General features: G+C 67.9%; 16 protein-coding genes. 12 read left to right on the forward strand and 4 right to left on the reverse strand.

Annotated elements, in window-relative coordinates; translation table 11 throughout:
- The first annotated feature begins 142 nt into the window (after positions 1-142).
- The 4 genes from AC5P7U_RS06240 to AC5P7U_RS06255 all read left to right on the forward strand — a co-directional run bounded on the left by AC5P7U_RS06240 (position 143) and on the right by AC5P7U_RS06255 (position 4,248).
- A complete protein-coding gene (locus AC5P7U_RS06240) occupies positions 143-1,345 on the forward strand; it encodes a DesA family fatty acid desaturase (RefSeq protein WP_197564462.1) in 1,203 nt (400 codons plus the stop codon).
- On the forward strand, positions 1,342-1,674 hold the full coding sequence (locus AC5P7U_RS06245) for an EF-hand domain-containing protein (RefSeq protein WP_197564461.1): 333 nt from the start codon (positions 1,342-1,344) through the stop codon (positions 1,672-1,674). Before AC5P7U_RS06240 ends, AC5P7U_RS06245 begins: the two co-directional genes overlap by 4 nt.
- A 52-nt stretch (positions 1,675-1,726) precedes the next feature.
- Complete coding sequence (gene mutM / locus AC5P7U_RS06250) at positions 1,727-2,539, forward strand: bifunctional DNA-formamidopyrimidine glycosylase/DNA-(apurinic or apyrimidinic site) lyase (protein ID WP_004153408.1); 813 nt, start codon at positions 1,727-1,729, stop codon at positions 2,537-2,539.
- 104 nt (positions 2,540-2,643) lie between these two features.
- The gene (locus AC5P7U_RS06255) at positions 2,644-4,248 is read left to right on the forward strand and encodes an OpgD/OpgG family glucan biosynthesis protein (RefSeq protein ID WP_004153409.1); all 1,605 of its coding nucleotides are present in this window, start codon (positions 2,644-2,646) and stop codon (positions 4,246-4,248) included.
- A 36-nt stretch (positions 4,249-4,284) separates the two neighbouring features.
- Here AC5P7U_RS06255 and AC5P7U_RS06260 read toward each other — a convergent pair whose 3' ends face one another.
- Positions 4,285-4,992, reverse strand: coding sequence for an SEL1-like repeat protein (locus tag AC5P7U_RS06260; RefSeq protein ID WP_004153410.1), 708 nt, complete (start codon positions 4,990-4,992; stop codon positions 4,285-4,287).
- 99 nt (positions 4,993-5,091) lie between these two features.
- A complete protein-coding gene (locus tag AC5P7U_RS06265; RefSeq protein ID WP_008264720.1) occupies positions 5,092-5,712 on the reverse strand; it encodes a thymidine kinase in 621 nt (206 codons plus the stop codon).
- A gap of 101 nt (positions 5,713-5,813) precedes the next feature.
- Here AC5P7U_RS06265 and AC5P7U_RS06270 point away from each other — a divergent pair, with 101 nt between their 5' ends.
- Positions 5,814-7,790, forward strand: coding sequence for a UvrD-helicase domain-containing protein (locus AC5P7U_RS06270; protein WP_049456653.1), 1,977 nt, complete (start codon positions 5,814-5,816; stop codon positions 7,788-7,790).
- Between the two features lie 268 nt (positions 7,791-8,058).
- A complete protein-coding gene (locus AC5P7U_RS06275; RefSeq protein WP_004153424.1) occupies positions 8,059-8,583 on the forward strand; it encodes a GNAT family N-acetyltransferase in 525 nt (174 codons plus the stop codon).
- Between the two features lie 123 nt (positions 8,584-8,706).
- Here the strand turns inward: AC5P7U_RS06275 and AC5P7U_RS06280 are convergent, their stop codons facing one another.
- Positions 8,707-9,357, reverse strand: coding sequence for a YceH family protein (locus AC5P7U_RS06280; protein ID WP_495220879.1), 651 nt, complete (start codon positions 9,355-9,357; stop codon positions 8,707-8,709).
- Positions 9,358-9,458: 101 nt separating this feature from the next.
- Here AC5P7U_RS06280 and AC5P7U_RS06285 point away from each other — a divergent pair, with 101 nt between their 5' ends.
- From AC5P7U_RS06285 to plsB, 5 genes are all read left to right on the forward strand, one after another.
- The gene (locus tag AC5P7U_RS06285) at positions 9,459-10,382 is read left to right on the forward strand and encodes a 5'-nucleotidase, lipoprotein e(P4) family (RefSeq protein ID WP_004153431.1); all 924 of its coding nucleotides are present in this window, start codon (positions 9,459-9,461) and stop codon (positions 10,380-10,382) included.
- Positions 10,379-11,104 (forward strand): orotidine-5'-phosphate decarboxylase, encoded by a 726-nt coding sequence (gene pyrF, locus AC5P7U_RS06290; protein ID WP_004153432.1) that lies wholly within the window; start codon positions 10,379-10,381, stop codon positions 11,102-11,104. Before AC5P7U_RS06285 ends, pyrF begins: the two co-directional genes overlap by 4 nt.
- 219 nt (positions 11,105-11,323) lie before the next feature.
- Entirely contained in the window at positions 11,324-12,145 is an 822-nt protein-coding gene (locus AC5P7U_RS06295) for a S1 family peptidase (RefSeq protein WP_004153433.1), read from the forward strand.
- 280 nt (positions 12,146-12,425) lie between these two features.
- Complete coding sequence (locus AC5P7U_RS06300) at positions 12,426-13,379, forward strand: hypothetical protein (RefSeq protein WP_197564317.1); 954 nt, start codon at positions 12,426-12,428, stop codon at positions 13,377-13,379.
- Complete coding sequence (gene plsB / locus AC5P7U_RS06305) at positions 13,379-16,015, forward strand: glycerol-3-phosphate 1-O-acyltransferase PlsB (RefSeq protein ID WP_053448401.1); 2,637 nt, start codon at positions 13,379-13,381, stop codon at positions 16,013-16,015. The genes AC5P7U_RS06300 and plsB overlap by 1 nt, the downstream gene beginning before the upstream one ends.
- Positions 16,016-16,115: 100 nt before the next feature.
- Here plsB and AC5P7U_RS06310 read toward each other — a convergent pair whose 3' ends face one another.
- A complete protein-coding gene (locus AC5P7U_RS06310) occupies positions 16,116-16,319 on the reverse strand; it encodes a YdcH family protein (protein WP_004153435.1) in 204 nt (67 codons plus the stop codon).
- Positions 16,320-16,410: 91 nt separating this feature from the next.
- Between AC5P7U_RS06310 and ttcA the strand changes: the two genes are divergently transcribed.
- On the forward strand, positions 16,411-17,331 hold the full coding sequence (gene ttcA, locus AC5P7U_RS06315; protein WP_414554845.1) for a tRNA 2-thiocytidine(32) synthetase TtcA: 921 nt from the start codon (positions 16,411-16,413) through the stop codon (positions 17,329-17,331).

Below are 17,331 nucleotides of genomic sequence, written 5' to 3' on the forward strand. Positions count from 1 at the left end.
GCGTGGATCAAGGTTCGACAACTCGGGTCCCCAACTGTGAACGGTGCCACGGATGGCGGTGAAGAACACCGCCGCAGGGATGCAGTTTGCAACGCAAGCGCCCATGATGTCTGCCATCCCCGCACCGAACCGGAGCGCCGTCATGCCAGATGACCTGATGTCCCTGTTGACCGGTGGTGTGCTCGGCCTGGGGTGGTGGGCCATGCTGGCAGTCCTGCTGGTCTTCACCCAGATCACGATCTTCTCGGTGACCCTCTACCTGCATCGCAGCCAGGCCCATCGCGGGGTCGATTTCCACCCGGTGCTGGCCCACGTGTTCCGCTTCTGGCTGTGGCTGACCACCTCGATGATCACCCGCGAATGGGTGGCCATCCACCGCAAGCACCACGCCAAGGTGGAGACCGAGGAGGACCCGCACAGCCCGGTCACCCGCGGCATTGGCAAGGTGTTCTGGCACGGCGTGGAGCTGTATCGCGAAGCCCGCGGCCAGCGCGCGGACATCGAGCAGTACGGGCGCGGCACCCCGGACGACGCGATCGAGCGGCGCCTGTATACCCCGCATGCCACGTTGGGGCCGGTGTTGCTGTTGGCGATCAATACCGTGTTGTTCGGCCTGCCCGGCGTGGCCCTGTGGGCGATCCAGATGGCGTGGATCCCGTTCTGGGCGGCCGGCGTGGTCAATGGGCTCGGCCACTGGTGGGGCTACCGCAACTACGAATCGGCCGATACCTCCACCAACCTGACGCCGTGGGGCTTCTGGATCGGCGGCGAGGAACTGCACAACAACCACCATGCCTTCCCCAGCTCGGCGCGCTTTGCGATGCGGCGCTGGGAATTCGACATCGGCTGGAGTGCGATCCGCCTGCTGCAGGCGCTGCGCCTGGCCAAGGTGCTGCGGGTGGCGCCGGCCATGGACGTGCGCCCGAACATCGCCGTGCCTGATGCCGAAACCCTGAAGGCGCTGCTGTCGCACCGTTTCCAGGCGATGACAGATTACCAGCGCAATGTGTTCATGCCGGCCCTGCGCGAGGAGGCCGCCCACGCCGGGGCCAAGCTGCGCCGCCTGCTGCCACGCCGGCTGCGCCGTGGCCTGGTCAACGACGGCCGCTGGCTGAAGCCGGACAACCGTGCCCAGCTCAGTGAATGGGTGGCACAGCGGCCGCGCATCCGCACCCTGGTCGAGTACCGCGGGCGATTGGCCGCGCTGCTGGAAGCCCGCGGCCACGATGCCGCCGAGCGCCTGCACCAGCTGCAGGCCTGGTGCCGCGAGGCCGAGGAAAGCGGCATCGCGGCGTTGCAGGCCTACGCCGCGCGGCTGAAGGGCTACAGCCTGGTGGGCGCGTGAGGGCAGGGCTCGGGGTGCTGCTGGCTGCCCTGCTGCCCGGTGCTGTGCTGGCCCAGGTTACCGATACCGCCAGCTACCTGCAGCGGATGGACAGCGATGGCGACGGCAAGGTCAGTGAGGCCGAGTACGTGCAGTGGATGCTGTACGCCTTCGACCGCATGGACCGCAATGGCGATGGCGTGCTGAGCGCCGATGAGCTGCCCGGTGGCAAGGGCAGGGCGATCAGCCGCGTGCAGCAACGGCAGGTGATCGTGCAGCGCTTCCACACGCAGGATGCCAACGGCGACGGGTTCCTGGATGCGCGCGAGCTGGCCGCGCCGCCGCGCTGAGCACGCCTGCCGGCGCCCGGCCGTGCCCGCCGCTGAGGCGTAGAATTGCCGCATGCCTGAACTGCCCGAAGTCGAAACCACCCGTCGCGGCCTGGCGCCGCACCTGCAGGGGCGCCGCGTGCATGGGGTGATCCTGCGCCGCGCCGACCTGCGCTGGCCGATTCCGCCGGAAGTGGCCGAGCTGCTGCCGGGGCAGCGCATCGAGGATATCCGCCGGCGCGCCAAGTACCTGCTGCTGGACACCGCCATCGGCAGCGCGGTGCTGCACCTGGGCATGTCCGGCAGCCTGCGCGTGTTGCCTGGCGATACCCCGCTGCGTGCCCACGACCACGTCGACATCAGCCTCGACAACGGCCGCCTGCTGCGCTTCAACGATCCGCGTCGCTTCGGCAGCCTGCTCTGGCAGCCGGCCGGGGAGACCCACCCGCTGTTGCAGGGCCTGGGCCCGGAGCCGCTGGACGACGCCTTCGATGGCGATTACCTGTTCGACCGCAGCCGTGGCCGCAGCGCGCCGGTGAAGACCTTCCTGATGGACCAGGCGGTGGTGGTGGGCGTGGGCAACATCTACGCCGCCGAGAGCCTGTTCAAGGCCGGCATCAGTCCGCTGCGCGAGGCGGGAAAGATCTCGCGCGAGCGCTACCAGCGGCTGGCCGACGCAGTGAAGGAGATCCTGGGATATGCGATCACCCGTGGCGGTACCACCCTGCGCGATTTCATCAGCCCCGACGGCGCACCGGGCTACTTCGAGCAGGAGCTGCTGGTGTACGGCCGTGATGGGCTGCCCTGCCCGAACTGTGGCCGCGCGCTGAAGCACGCCACCATCGGCCAGCGTGCCAGCGTCTGGTGCAGCCACTGCCAGCGCTGAGCAGGCGGCCAGCGGCAGCTGAACGGGCAGGGTGCGTCTCCGCTGCCCGTTAACGTTTGTCTGCCTATGATGGCCGACCTTCCTTCTGTGCCTGACGCGCCTGCATGCAACGACGCGACTTCATCCGCAATGCCTCCCTCGCCCTGGCTGCATTCGGCCTGCCGTCCCTGCCCGCATGCGCGGCCAGCAAGAGCGGCCAGATGGGCCTGCGCCGTCTTGGCCAGCCGCAGCCGTTCGACTTTGCCACCCTGAAGGGCCAGGCACGCGCGCTGGCACAGGCGCCCTACAAGAGCCACAAGCGGGTGCTGCCGGGCCGCCTGGAAGGCCTGGACTGGGACCAGTACCAGTCGATCGGCTACCGCCAGGACCACGCCCTGTGGGCGGACCAGCCGGGCAGGTTCCAGGCCAAGTTCTTCCATCTGGGCCTGTACTTCCACTCGCCGGTACGCATGTTCGATGTGGTCGACGGCAAGGCGCAGGAGCTGGCCTATGACGGCGCGGCGTTCAACTACGGAAAGAGCGGCATCAAGGATGGCGAACTGCCGGCCGACCTCGGCTTCGCCGGGTTCCGCCTCAACACACGCAAGGACACCGACCGCGACTTCGCCGCGTTCCTCGGCGCCAGCTACTTCCGCGCGGTGGGCAAGGAGGGCCAGTATGGCCAGTCCGCGCGTGGCCTGGCGATCGACACCGGCATGGGCAAGCCGGAGGAATTCCCGGATTTCATCGCCTACTACCTGGAACAGCCGTCGGCTGATTCGGAGACCATCGTGGTCTATGGCCTGCTGGATTCGCCCAGCGTGGCCGGCGCCTATCGCTTCGCGATCACCAATGGTGACGTGCTGCTGATGGACATCGACAGCGCGCTATACCCGCGCAAGACGATCGAGCGGCTGGGCATCGCACCGTGCACCAGCATGTACCAGGTGGGCGAGAACGACCGCCGCATGGGCTGGGACTGGCGCCCGGAAATCCACGATACCGACGGCCTGTCGCTGTGGACCGGTGCCGGTGAGTGGATCTGGCGGCCGCTGCTGAACCCGCGCAACCTGCGTTTCAACATGTTCGTGGACCGCAACCCGCGCGGCTTCGGCCTGCTGCAGCGCGACCGCAACTTCGACCACTACCAGGACGATGGCGTGTTCTACGAGAAGCGCCCGTGCCTGTGGGTGGAGCCGAAGGGCGAGTGGGGCGAAGGCTCGGTGCAGCTGGTGGAGATTCCCACCGTGGACGAGACCTTCGACAACATCGTGGCGTTCTGGAACCCGAAGGAAAAGCCGCAGCCGGGCCAGGAACTGCTGGTCGGCTACCGCCTGTACTGGGGCGCCGAACCGCCGGCACGGCCGCCGCTGGCGCACTGCGTCGCCAGCCGTACCGGCCTGGGCGGCGTGGTCGGCAAGAAGCGCGAGTATTTCAGCTGGCGTTTCGCGGTGGACTTCGAAGGTGGCGAGCTGGCCTCGCTGATCGACAAGGCCGAGGTTGAAGCGGTGGTGGAAGCCAGCCGCGGCCGGGTCGAGATCGTGTCGGCACGGCCGCTGCGCGAGATCAACGGCTACCGCGCGATGTTCGACCTGGTGCCGCCGGAAGGCAGCACCGAGCAGATCGACATCCGCCTGTTCCTGCGCAGTGGCGGCAAGACCCTCACCGAGACCTGGCTGTACCAGTACACCCCGCCGCCGGCCGGAGCGCCGGAGCGCACGCTGTACTGAGCGGTGACGGGCCGGCCAGCCACCGGCCCGTCCCGTTCAGGGCTTGGCCTCGGTGGCGGTGCTCTGGGTCGGCACGCCCACCTGCACCGTGCCGCGGCGGATCTTCATCCAGGTCTCGTCCTGCCAGCGTTCGTACTGCTTGGGGTCCCAGTACTTCGGGTCGTACAGGCGGTCGGCCTTGATGGTTCGGCTGATGCCGCCGTCCATGAAGACGACATCGACGTTGTTGCTCATCGAGCCGGTGCGGCTGCCGGTCATTTCCCGGCGACCCTTCCTGAGAACGTCCGCCATGCGTGGCCGTGCCACGGCATCGCCGTACTCTGCGCGCAGCGCCTGCGCCTGCGCACGTGCCGCCTGGTGCTGTTCCAGTGGCAGGGTTGCCCAGTACTCGTCGCGCAGTTCGGCGAACAACGGATAGCCGCGTTCTGCGGCCACATCCATCCAGGCGAATGCCATCACCGGGTCGCGTGGCTGGTCGACCCCGAACCAGTACATTTCGCCAAGGTAGCCCTGGGCGGGCTTGTCGGCATAGCGCGCGGCCCGGCGGAAATGATCCATGGCGGCCTTGACGTCATTGCGATGCAGCGCGCCGACGCCCCATTGCCGGTACATGATGTCCGGGTGGCTGTCGAGGAAGCCAGCATTGATCAGCGTCGCGTCCTCTTCCGGAGAAGCGGGACGCTCGGCTGCCAGGGCGGGCAGGTGGGCAGACAACAGGGCAAGCAAAAGCAGGGTGCGGCGCATGGCGGACGTCCTGTTCGACAGCTGATCGGCCCCAGCCTAGGCAGCCGGCGGGAGCCTGTAAACCGCCGGTGGTCATGGGCCGGGATGTTCCGGCTGGTGTTACAACGGCAGCGGCGCCTGCGCCGGATCGATCCGTCCTTCACCGCGGGTGATCTTCTTGAATTCGGCGCGGCTGACCGACACGTAGCGGTCATTGCCGCCGATCTCCACCTGCGGGCCATCCTGTACCGCGTGGCCATGCTCGTCCACGCGCACGGTCATCGTCGCCTTCTTGCCGCTGTGGCAGATGGTCTTGATCTCCTGCATCTCGTCGGCCCAGGCCAGCAGGTACTGGCTGCCTTCGAACAGCTCGCCGCGGAAATCGGTGCGCAGGCCGTAGCACAGCACCGGAATGCGCAGCTGGTCGACCACTTCGCTGAGCTGCCAGACCTGGGCGCGGGTCAGGAACTGCGCCTCGTCCACCAGCACGCAGCCCATCGGTCCGTTCGCTGCCAGATCCTGCTCGACCCAGCGCTGCAGGTCGGTATCGCGGTCGAAGGCCATGCCATCGGCGCGCAGGCCGATGCGCGAAGCGACCACGCCGGCGCCGGCGCGATCGTCCAGGCGCGGAGTCAGGATCGCCACCCGCATGCCGCGCTCGCGATAGTTGTGTGCGCTCTGCAGCAGGGTGGTGGTCTTGCCGGCGTTCATCGCCGAATAGTAGAAGTAGAGCTTGGCCATCGACGGATTGTACGCCGCAGCCCCAGTCCGCCGAAGCCGTTCAGCAACCCCACCGGCGGCCGGCTGTGGTCGTCACCCGGCCCCGCTACAATCCCCATCCCATGCACGGTCTCAATCCCCCCCAAGCCGCCGCCGTCCTGCACATCGAAGGTCCGTTGCTGGTGCTCGCCGGTGCGGGCAGCGGCAAGACCCGCGTGATCGTGGAAAAGATCGCCCACCTGATCGGCTGTGGCCGCTACCCGGCCCGGCGCATCGCGGCGATCACCTTCACCAACAAGTCGGCCAAGGAAATGCGCGAGCGCGTGGCCAAGCGCCTGCGCGAGCAGGATGCCGACGAGGTGACGATCTGTACCTTCCATGCGCTGGGCCTGAAGTTCCTGCAGATCGAGCACGCTGCGGTGGGCCTGAAGCGCGGCTTCTCGATCTTCGATGCCGACGATGCGGCGGCACAGATCAAGGATCTGATGTACGGCGCCAAGCCCGACGACATCGAGGACATGAAGAACCTGGTGTCGCGCGCGAAGAATGCCGGCCTGTCGCCCGAGCAGGCGATGGCCGCCGCACGCAGCAACCGCGAGAAGGAAGCTGCCAGCGTCTACGAGCGCTACCAGCTGCGCCTGACCGCGTTCAATGCGGTCGACTTCGACGACCTGATCCGCTTGCCGGTGCAGATCCTGGAAGAGAACCCGGAGATCGCGCTGGCCTGGCGCGAGCGCATCGGCTACCTGCTGGTGGACGAATGCCAGGACACCAACGACGCGCAGTACCGCCTGCTCAAGCAGCTGGCCGGCGACAAGGGCAATTTCACCTGCGTGGGTGACGATGACCAGTCGATCTATGCCTGGCGCGGCGCCAACCCGGAGAACCTGCAGCAGATGGGGCGCGATTACCCCGCGCTGGAGATCATCAAGCTGGAGCAGAACTACCGCTGCTCCAACCGCGTGCTGCGCGCAGCCAACGCGCTGATCGCCAACAACCCGCACGAGCACCTGAAGAAGCTGTGGAGCGACCAGGCCGACGGCGAGCGCATCCGCGTGTGGGAATGCCGCAACAGCGAACACGAAGCCGAAAAGGTCGCGGCCGAGATCGCCTTCGTGGCGCAGTCGCGCAATGTGCCGTGGAGCGATTTCTGCATCCTGTTCCGCGGCAACTTCCAGTCGCGTCCGCTGGAAAAGGCGATGCAGCTGCTGCGCATTCCGTACCACCTGACCGGCGGCACCATGTTCCTGGAACGCCAGGAAGTGAAGGACACGCTGGCCTGGCTGCGCCTGCTGGTGAACCCGGACGACGACACCGCGTTCATGCGCGCGGTGCAGTCGCCCAAGCGCGACGTCGGCGCCGGCACGCTGGCCAAGCTGGCTGAACTGGCACAGGAAAAGGACATGCCGATGGCGCAGGCCGCCGAGGCGATCGGTGCCCTGCAGCAGCTGCCGCCGCGCGCGGCCAACAGCCTGGCCCGCTTCACCGACATCCTGCGCGACCTGCGTGCGCAGACCCGGCAGGTCACCTCCGGCGACATGATCCGCAAGGTCGCCAAGGAATCCGGCCTGCTCAGCGAGCTGCGCCAGCAGGCCAAGGAGGAGGCCAGCTACCAGCGCCGCGCCAACAACATCGAGGAACTGGCGCAGTGGTTCGAGGGCGGCCCGCGCGGTGCCACCGCCGCCGACCTGGCCGGCCAGCTGGCGCTGCTGTCGCGCAGCGACAAGGACGAGGGCGGCAACCAGGTGCGGATGATGACCATGCATGCTTCCAAGGGCCTGGAGTTCCCCTATGTCTTCATCGTCGGCTGCGAGGACGGCGTGCTGCCGCACCAGGTCAGCCTGGACGAGGGCAACCTGCAGGAAGAACGACGCCTGCTGTACGTGGGCATCACCCGGGCCAAGATCCAGCTGTGGATGAGCTACAGCAAGCTGACGCGCAAGTTCGGCGAGCACGTGCGGCTGAAACCGAGCCGGTTCTTCGAGGAGATTCCGGCCGAGGAGATCCAGCGCGATGGTGCGGATCCGGTGGCCGACGCGGCGCGGAAGAAGGAGCGGGCGAGTGCGGGGTTGGCGGCGATCGAGGCGTTGTTCGATTGATCGGCGAACGGCGCAGCCCCTCGTGGTTGGCGCCGTTCGCATTACATCTGTGGTTGGACGGGTAGATGGGCTGCGCAGGGGACGCTGCAAGTACGTCCCTGTAAGCTCGGTCGCCGCATCCATGCGGCTCACGCCCCTGCGCAACCCATCTACCCGGCCCTGGACAGGTTCCGTGCGCGCCAGCCACGGAAAAGAAAAAAGAAGATCAAAGGCCACGGCAACAGCCGGGCGTTGAGGCAGAATCGGGGTTTCGGCTGGAGGACTGCGCGTGCATCCCATCGAAAGTGAACGCCTGCGTCTGCGTGCGATCGAGCCCGACCGGGATGCGGCGCCGATGCTGGCGCTGTTGAATGATCCGGGCTTCGTGCGCTTCATCGGTGACCGCAATGTGCGCAGCGAAGCGCAGGCGCGCGAGTACATTGCGCTGCGCGTGCTGCACAGCTATGCGTTGAACGGGTTCGGCATGTACGCCATCGAGCGGCTGGCCGATGGTGCCTGGCTGGGCAATGCCGGGCTGGTGCGGCGCGATGGCCTGCCGCGGCCGGATATCGGCTATGCCGTGCTGTCGGAGTTCACGGGGCAGGGCTATGCCGGGGAGGCGGCGCGGGCGGTGTTCGCGCATGCACGTGCGGAGCTGGGCATCGTGGATCTGTACGGCATCACCGACCTGGACAACGTGGTTTCCGGGAAGATCCTGCTGGGCCTGGGCATGCAGGAACGCGGGGTGATCCAGCTGCCGGGCGTGGACAGCCCGAGCCGGCTGTATGCCACGCCGGGCGCGGCCGAGGTTTGATCGTGGTGGGTGCCGACCGTGGGTCGGCACCGCATCGGCAGGACATCCGGTAGTGCCGGCCGCTGGCCGGCATCACGGTGAACCAGGGTTGCCGGCCAGCGGTCGGCACTCCCGGGCACAGCTTCAGCCGCGCAGTTCGGCCAGCTGCGCCTGCAGTTCGGCCACGGCCGCTTCCAGCTGTGCCACGCGCTCGGCCAGGCCCGGATCGGCTGCGTCGCTGCCACCGCCGCTGCTGGCGAACTTCGCCGCCAGCGCTGCGCCGTCCACTTCGCCACACAGCAGGTGCATGTAGCGGTCTTCGCGCTGGCCACTGGCACGCGGCAGCACCACCAGCAGCGCGCGCTGCTGCAGGCGCTCGATGGCGTGTCGGGCTTCGTCGGTGTCGACGAAACGGTGCAGGCGCTCGCTGCGCGAGACCAGCTCGCCCAGGGTCTGCGGCCCGCGCAGCAGCAGCAGCGCCAGCAGCACGGTCTGCTGCCGGGTCAGGTCCAGTGCGGCCTGCAGGCGGTGCTCGTAGCGGTCCGCGCGCGAGGAGAAGTGCTGGCGGGCCAGGCCCAATGCCTCCAGCTGGCGCAGCGCGTGCTGCACGCTGCCGGCGTCCACGTTCATCACCGGCTCGCGCGCGGTCTTCTGGTTGGCCGCCGACTGGGCGGCGTTGACCGTCAGCGGGTAGGTGTCCGGGGTGGTCGCCTCCTTCTCCACCAGGCAGCCCAGCAGGCGGGCCTGCACGGCGTCGAGCAGGGGGACGTCGGGGGTCTGGGCGGAATCGGTCATGGCGGCCTCCGGAAGGGCAACGGGTCAACCGCCAAGCATAGCCGTCCCGGCGGCGGCTTTGCCGGTAAAATGCGCCGGTATATCTGATTGCCGGTGAACCCATGCGTCGTCCCGTTTCCCTGTCCCTGACCCTGCTCGCCACTGCGGCGCTGGGCCTGTCTGCCTGCAAGCGCGTGGATGCGCCTGCCGCCGAAGCCGCTGCCCCGGAGGCCCCGGCCGCCGCCGCCAAGGCCGATGGCACGCTCGATGCCACCGCCAACGACAACCTCAACGCGGTGCTGTGGATGCAGCGCGCGCAGGAGTACAAGGCGATCACCGAGCAGACCTACCGTGCCGCCGCCGACCACCTGGACGCGGCGCTGAAGGAAGCCCACTGGGACGCACTGGTGCCGGAGGAGCGCGGCAACGAGGCCAAGGGCCTGAAGCCGGCCGTGGTGCTGGACGTGGATGAAACCGTGCTGGACAACTCGCCCTACCAGGCGCGCCTGGTGCGCGATGGCAAGGAATACGACGAGCTGACCTGGGACCAGTGGGTGGCCGAGAAGAAGGCCAAGGCCATCCCCGGCGTGGTTGATTTCGCCAAGGCCGCCAACGCCAGGGGCGTGACCCTGCTGTACATCTCCAACCGCGCCGTGCACCTGAAGGACGCCACCCTGGCCAACCTGCGCGAGCAGGGCCTGCCGGTGGCCGACGACAGCGTGTTCCTCGGCCTGGGCACCGTGGTGCCGGGCTGCGAGCAGAACGGCAGCGAGAAGAACTGCCGCCGCCGCCTGGCCGGGCAGCAGTACCGCGTGCTGATGCAGTTCGGCGACCAGCTGGGCGACTTCGTGGAAGTGACCGCCAACACCAACGACGGCCGTGACGCGCTGCTGCAGCAGTACCACGACTGGTTCGGCGAGCGTTGGTGGATGCTGCCGAACCCGACCTACGGCGGCTTCGAGCCGGCGCAGTTCAACAATGACTACAGCCAGTCGCGGCAGGCCCGCCACGACGCCAAGCGCGCCGCCCTGGACTACGCACCGTGAGCCGCGCGCCACTGCCGCTGCGCGATGACGAGCGCCTGATCTTCGCGCTGGACGTGCCCGACCGCGTGCAGGCACTGGAGTGGGTCGATCGCCTCGGCGACAGCGTGGCGTTCTACAAGATCGGCATGGAACTGCTCGCCTCCGGCGAGTACTTCCAGGTGCTCGACGAACTGGCCCGGCGCGACAAGCGGGTGTTCGTCGACCTGAAGTTCTTCGACATCCCGGCCACCGCCGCGGCGGTGATCAAGCGGTTGTCGCAGTGGCCGGTCAGCTACGCCACCATCCACGGCTGGCATCCAGCGATGATGGAGGCCTGCGCGGCCGCCAACAGCAGCGACATGCGCCTGCTGGCGGTGACCGTGCTGACTTCGATGGGCCGCCCGGACCTGGCGCAGATGGGCATCGACCGCGAGCCGGTGGACGTGGTGGTCGAGCGCGCGCTGGCCGCCCAGGCGGCGGGCATCGATGGCGTGATCGCGTCGGGCCAGGAAGCGGCCCCGATCCGTGCCGCCACCGGCGCTGGATTCTCGATCGTCTGCCCGGGCATCCGCCCCGGCGGCCCGGTCGGCGATGACCAGAAGCGCACGGTCGGCGTGGCCCAGGCCTTTGCCGATGGCGCCGATGCGATCGTGGTCGGCCGTCCGATCCGCCTGGCCACCGATCCGCAGGCGGCGGCGCGGGCGATCCAGCAGGAAATCGCGTCGGCTCTGGCTGCGCGCTGAGGCAGTGGAGAACGCCGGTCACGCCGGCACTATGAACGCCATCGCGACCCGTGCGCGATGGCGTTCGCATTTGTGCGGCCACCACTGACGCAGACAGCGCATGGCGTGGAAACTGTGCGCGCGTTCGCCCTGTGAACGCCATCACTGCTTCCCAATCGATGCACCGGCACGGACCGCGGCCGTGCCGGTTCCAACCATCGATAGAGGAGTACAGGGATCATGTATCGCAGCACCTCTTTGTTCATCGGCCTGCTGTTGGCCGCGTCTGCCACACCTGCGATCGCCGCACCGCAGGTGCGCGAGGCACCGCGCATCATCGGCGGCGAAGCCGCCCAACCGGGCGAGTACCCGTTCATGGTCAGCATCCAGGGCGTCTTCGACGGCGACTCGGACCATGACCGCCATTTCTGCGGCGGCACGCTCATTTCACCGTCGTGGGTACTGACCGCCGCGCATTGCCTGCAGGGCGAGAATCCGACCGGCCTGGCGGTGCTGGCCGGCGAGGCCACGCTCTCCACCGAGGCCGCGTCGCGTGCCTCCAACGTCAAGGCAATCCACATCCATCCGGCCTTCAACAGCGGCAACTCACTGGAGCATGACGTCGCCCTGATCCAGCTCAGCGCGCCGCTGGCCGATGCGCAGCCGGTCGCCCTGCGGCTGCGGCCCGATGCGAGCTATCTCAAGCCGGGCCGCGAGTTCACCGTGATCGGCTGGGGTGACACCGACATCGGCGATGGCCGGGTCTATCCCACCCAGCTGCAGACGGTGCAGGTGCCGTTCGTGCCGTTCAACGAATGCCAGCAGGCCTACGGAGGTGAGCTGTCGAGCGGCAAGGTGATCTGTGCCGGCCGCGAGGGCATCGACAGCTGCCAGGGTGATTCCGGCGGGCCGCTGCTGCTGCGACTGCGCGAGGGCTGGACCCAGTTCGGCGTGGTCAGCTGGGGCGAAGGCTGCGCGCTGGCCGGCTATCCCGGCGTTTATGCCCGAATCGCCGAAAAACACGCCGTAGATTTCATTGAGGCCGTCTGGCAGCGCGATTGATTCAATAAAATCAAATACATATATCGCATTACGTGAAGTGTTGCCTTAACTTTCCGGGCAGCGTAGGATCGCCGCCATCCGGTCCTTGGACCGGACATGTGCCACAACACTGTCCTCCGGCCCCGTGCCGGCTTGAAGAGCCTGTGATCCCTGTGATCCCGGCTCTTTTTTTATGCTTTTCAGCGATTTGCATCCTCGGCTGTGGAAACCGTGACGGCCCGGCTTGCCGCTGTCACGTCGCAGGCCGCAAGATGCGGACCGGTCCGGGGAGTCCGAATGCATGAGCGTGGCGGTGCGAGGAAGGTCTGCGCGTGGATGGGGGCTGGCGGCCATGCTGCTGCTGGCCGTGGCGGCGTGCCGCGAGTCTGGCAACGACCCGGCCAAGCCAGCGGCCGAGCCGGTGGCTGCGGTACAGGCGATGGCGTTGCGCCTGGCCGAAGACGATCTGGTCGGTTACGCCAGGCTGTCGGTACCGCCCAGCCAGTACCAGCGCCTGCAGCAGGCCTGGGCCGAGGGCCACAGCCAGTGGCCGCTGACCGAGCTGCCACTGGGCGACCAGCTGCTGCCGATGCTGGCCGCCCTGCGCAAGCCCAATGCCAGCACCGAGCTGCAGCGCAGCTTCGACCGCCAGCTGGCCGGCCAGGCCGGTGCGGTGCGCCAGGCCGCACAGTCGATGGGCAACTTCGGCGTGCAGTACCTGCGCCACCAGAAGGGCTACACCCCCGGCCAGCAGGCGCATTACATTGCCCTGGTCGAGACCCTCGCGGCCTGGGCGCAGGGCGCACCGATCAGCGACCGCGCCCGTGCGCGCAGCACCATCGCCGCGCTGGTCGGCGCTGCCGGCAAGGTCGGCTTCGATGACGAGGCCGGCCTGCAGGCCGCGGGCATGGAAGGCAGCCTGCAGCAGCTGGCACCGTTCATCCATACCCTCAAGGCCGTGCTGGGCAGCTACGGGCTGGGCGTGGACGAAGCCCTGCGCAGCGTGCGTGGGGAACTGCTGTCGGTGGAAGGTGACAACGCGCTGGTGCGCCTGCACTACGACCTGGCAGGCCGCGAGATGAGCCTGCAGCTGCCACTGAGCCGGCGCGAGGGCCACTGGTACCTGACCCGCACCCTGGCCGACACCGACGCGCTGTTGCGCAAGGCCGATGCGGCCCGTGCCGACGCAGCGCCGGCCCCGGCCGAAGTCCCCGCCGAGGGCGGGGAAGCGGCAACGCCACCGCCTAAGCCATAATGGCGCCGATGTCGAAACAGAACCCGCTGCCGTTCCCCGGCGAAGAATCTCCGTCGACGCCCGCCGATACGGTGCCGGCGTCCCCCTCGACCGGTACCGGCCCGAACCCGGTACCGCCGCCGGCGCACGCGCGTTCGGCCGGCCGCCGCCCGCTGTGGGCGCGCCTGCTGGGCCGCCTGGTGGAGCCGTGGCTGTCGCTGAAGATCGAACCGGAAGACCCTGGCCAGTACAACGATGGCCGCCCGGTCATGTACGTGCTGGAAGACTATGGCCTGTCCAACGCGCTGATCCTGGACAAGGCCTGCCGCCAGGCCGGGCTGCCGTCGCCGCTGGTGCCGCTGGCCGGTGACCCGACCGGCCGCAAGCGCGCCTACCTGGCGCTGTCGCGACGCAGCTCCAGCAATTCGCTGATCCCCGAGCAGCGTGGCGCCAAGACCCACTCCGATTCGCTGGCCAAGGTGCTGCAGGCACATCGCGTGCGCGATGACCTGGACGTGCACCTGGTGCCGGTGTCGATCTTCGTCGGCCGCGCGCCAGACAAGCAGAGCGGCTGGTTCGCCGTGCTGTTCTCGGAAAACTGGGCACTGGTCGGCCGCTTCCGCCGCCTGCTGGCGGTGCTGCTCAACGGCCGCAGCACCATCGTCCGCTTCGCCCCGCCGATCTCGCTGCGCAGCACCGTGGACGAAGGCCTGGAGCCGGAGCGCACGGTGCGCAAGCTGCAGCGCGTGCTGCGCACCCATTTCCGCCGCATCCGTGAATCGGTGATCGGCCCCGACCTGTCGACCCGGCGCCTGCTGGTCGACCAGGTGCTGGCAGCCGAACCGGTGCGCGAGGCGATCGCCGCACAGGCCAAGCGCGACAATTCGAAGCCGGCCGATGCCTGGAAGAAGGCACATGCCTACGCCTGGGAAATCGCCGCGGACTATTCCAGCCCGGTGGTGCGCTCGGCCAGCTTCATGCTCAGCCACGTGTGGAACCGCATCTATGCCGGTGTGCTGGTGCATCACCTGGACAAGTTCAAGGCGGCTGCGCCGGGCCATGAAGTGGTGTACGTGCCCAGCCACCGCAGCCACATGGACTACCTGCTGCTGTCCTACCTGCTGTACGACCGCGGCATCGTGCCGCCGCACATCGTGGCCGGCATCAACCTGAACCTGCCGGTGGTCGGCACCCTGCTGCGCAAGGGTGGCGCGTTCTTCATCCGCCGCTCGATCCGCGGCAACGCGCTGTACTCGGCGGTGCTGAGTGAATACGTTGCACAGCTGGTGGCTGGCGGCTATTCGCTGGAGTACTTCGTCGAAGGTGGCCGCTCGCGTACCGGCCGCCTGCTGCAGCCCAAGGGCGGCATGATCTCGATGACGCTGCGCGCGTTCCTGCGCCAGCCGCGCAAGCCGGTGCTGTTCCAGCCCATCTACATCGGTTACGAGAAACTGATGGAAGGCGGCAGCTACCTGGACGAACTGTCCGGCCGGCCGAAGGAAAAGGAATCGATCTGGTCGCTGCTGTGGGGCATCCCCAAGGTGCTCAAGCAGAACTACGGCCAGGTGGTAGTGAACTTCGGCGAGCCGATCGCGCTGAACGATGTGCTGGCCGAGAAGGCGCCGGAGTGGAAGGGGGAAGCGGTCTCCGAGGACGAGAAGCCGGCCTGGCTGTCGACCACGGTGGACACGCTGGCCGAACGCATCCAGGTGCGCATCAACGGCGCCGCCGACGTCAACCCGATCAACCTGCTGGCGCTGGCCCTGTTGTCCACGCCCAAGCATGCGATGGGCGAGGCCGACCTGATCGCGCAGATCGAGCTGTGCAAGACCCTGCTGGTCGAGATGCCGTATTCGGACCGGGTGACGGTCACTCCGCACTCGCCGGAGCGGATCATCGCCCACGCCGAGGAAATCAACGTCCTCACCCGCATCAAGCACCCACTGGGCGATGTGCTCAGCGTCAGCGGCGATACCGCGGTGCTGCTGAGCTACTTCCGCAACAACGTGGTGCACCTGTTCACCGCCTCCTCGTGGGTGGCCTGCTGCTTCCAGAACAACCGCCGCATGAGCCGTACCGGCCTGGTCCAGCTGGGCCGCACGGTGTACCCGTTCCTGCAGGCCGAACTGTTCCTGCCGTGGAGCGAGGACGAGTTCGCCCAGCGTATCGACCGGACCATCGATGTGTTCGTGCGCGAAGGCCTGCTGCAGAACGTCAACGATGACGACGGCGGCATCCTGGCGCGCAACACCGGGCAGACCGACGAAGTGTTCCGCCTGCGTGCGATCGGCCATTCGCTGCAGCAGGCGTTCGAGCGCTACTACATCGCCATTTCTGTGCTGGTGAAGAACGGCCCCGGCGTGCTCGGCGCGGCCGAGCTGGAAAGCCTGTGCCAGCAGGCGGCGCAGCGCCTGAGCCTGCTGTATGCACCGGCGGCACCGGAGTTCTTCGACAAGTCCCTGTTCCGCGGCTTCATCCAGAAGCTGCGCGAACTGCGGCTGGTGTGGCCGGACGAGAACAGCAAGCTGCTGTTCGACGAACGCCTGGATGCCTGGGCCAAGGATGCCAAGTTCATCCTCGGCCGCGAGCTGCGCCACACCATCGAGCGGGTCAGCCCGGAAGCGGCACGCCCGGACGAGGCTGCGCCGCAGGATTGACGGCAGGGCCGAGGGTTGCCCGGCGAACGGCATGCCAACCAAGGTTGGCCCCCACCAAAGCAGTAGGCCAACCAAGGTTGGCCCCCATCCGAACCCGGCGTCAGGCCGGCTCGTCGGGAATCTGCAGGCTTTCCAGCCGGGCGATGCAGTCCTTCAGCTGCAGCTTGCGACGCTTCAGGCGCTTGGACTCCAGCTCGTCCTCGCCGTTGGCGGCCATGCGGGTGATCTGTTCATCCAGCAGGCGGTGCTCGGCGCGCAGGGCGGCGAGGTGCTCGACGATCTCGGCGGGGCTGTAGGTGTCCACAGCCTCCGAGCATACACAGCGATGATGACTGCCGGGAGAGGGGAGCCCCTCGGCCCGGCCGCGGCGGCTCCGAGCCGTTAGAATGGAGACCATGAGTGCCGTGATCTCCCTTCCCGATCCCCCGCCCCGCGCCGCCCGCGATCCGCGCGTGGCCGAGCGCGAGCAGCACAAGCTGGCCAAGCGCCTGCGCCGCCAGGTGGGCGAGGCGATTGCCGACTTCGGCATGATCGAGGCCGGTGACAAGGTCATGGTCTGCCTGTCCGGTGGCAAGGACAGCTACACCCTGCTGGACGTGCTGCTGCAGCTGCAGAAGAAGGCGCCGGTGCCGTTCGAGCTGGTGGCGGTGAACCTGGACCAGAAGCAGCCGGACTTCCCCGAGCACATCCTGCCCGAGTACCTCGCCGGGCTGGGCGTGCCGTACCACATCATCGAGCAGGACACCTATTCGGTGGTCAGCCGGGTCATTCCGGAAGGCAAGACCATGTGTTCGCTGTGCTCGCGCCTGCGTCGTGGCGCGCTGTACAACTATGCCGAGACGCACGGTTTCACCAAGATCGCGCTGGGCCATCACCGCGACGACATGGTGGCCACGTTCTTCATGAACCTGTTCCACCACGCCAAGCTGTCGGGCATGCCGCCGAAGCTGCGCAGCGATGACGGCAGGCACGTGGTGATCCGGCCGCTGGCGTACGTGCGCGAGAGCGACATCGTCGAGTACGCGCAGGCACGCCAGTTCCCGATCATTCCCTGCAACCTGTGCGGCAGCCAGGAGAACCTGCAGCGCCGCCAGGTCGGCCTGATGCTCCGGCAGTGGGAGAAGGACCACCCGGGCCGCATCGAGCAGATCGCGCGTGCCATGGGCGAAGTGCGGCCCTCGCAGCTGGCCGATACCACCCTGTTCGACTTCATGGCGCTGGGCCGTCGCGACGACGCGCCGCTGCCCGACGCCCATGCCTGGCTGGCCGGCTCCCCGGCCGACGCCGACGCAGATCCCGAGACGCCCGCCATTTAA

This window comes from Stenotrophomonas sp. YJH_SMC_57 (assembly GCF_059369755.1).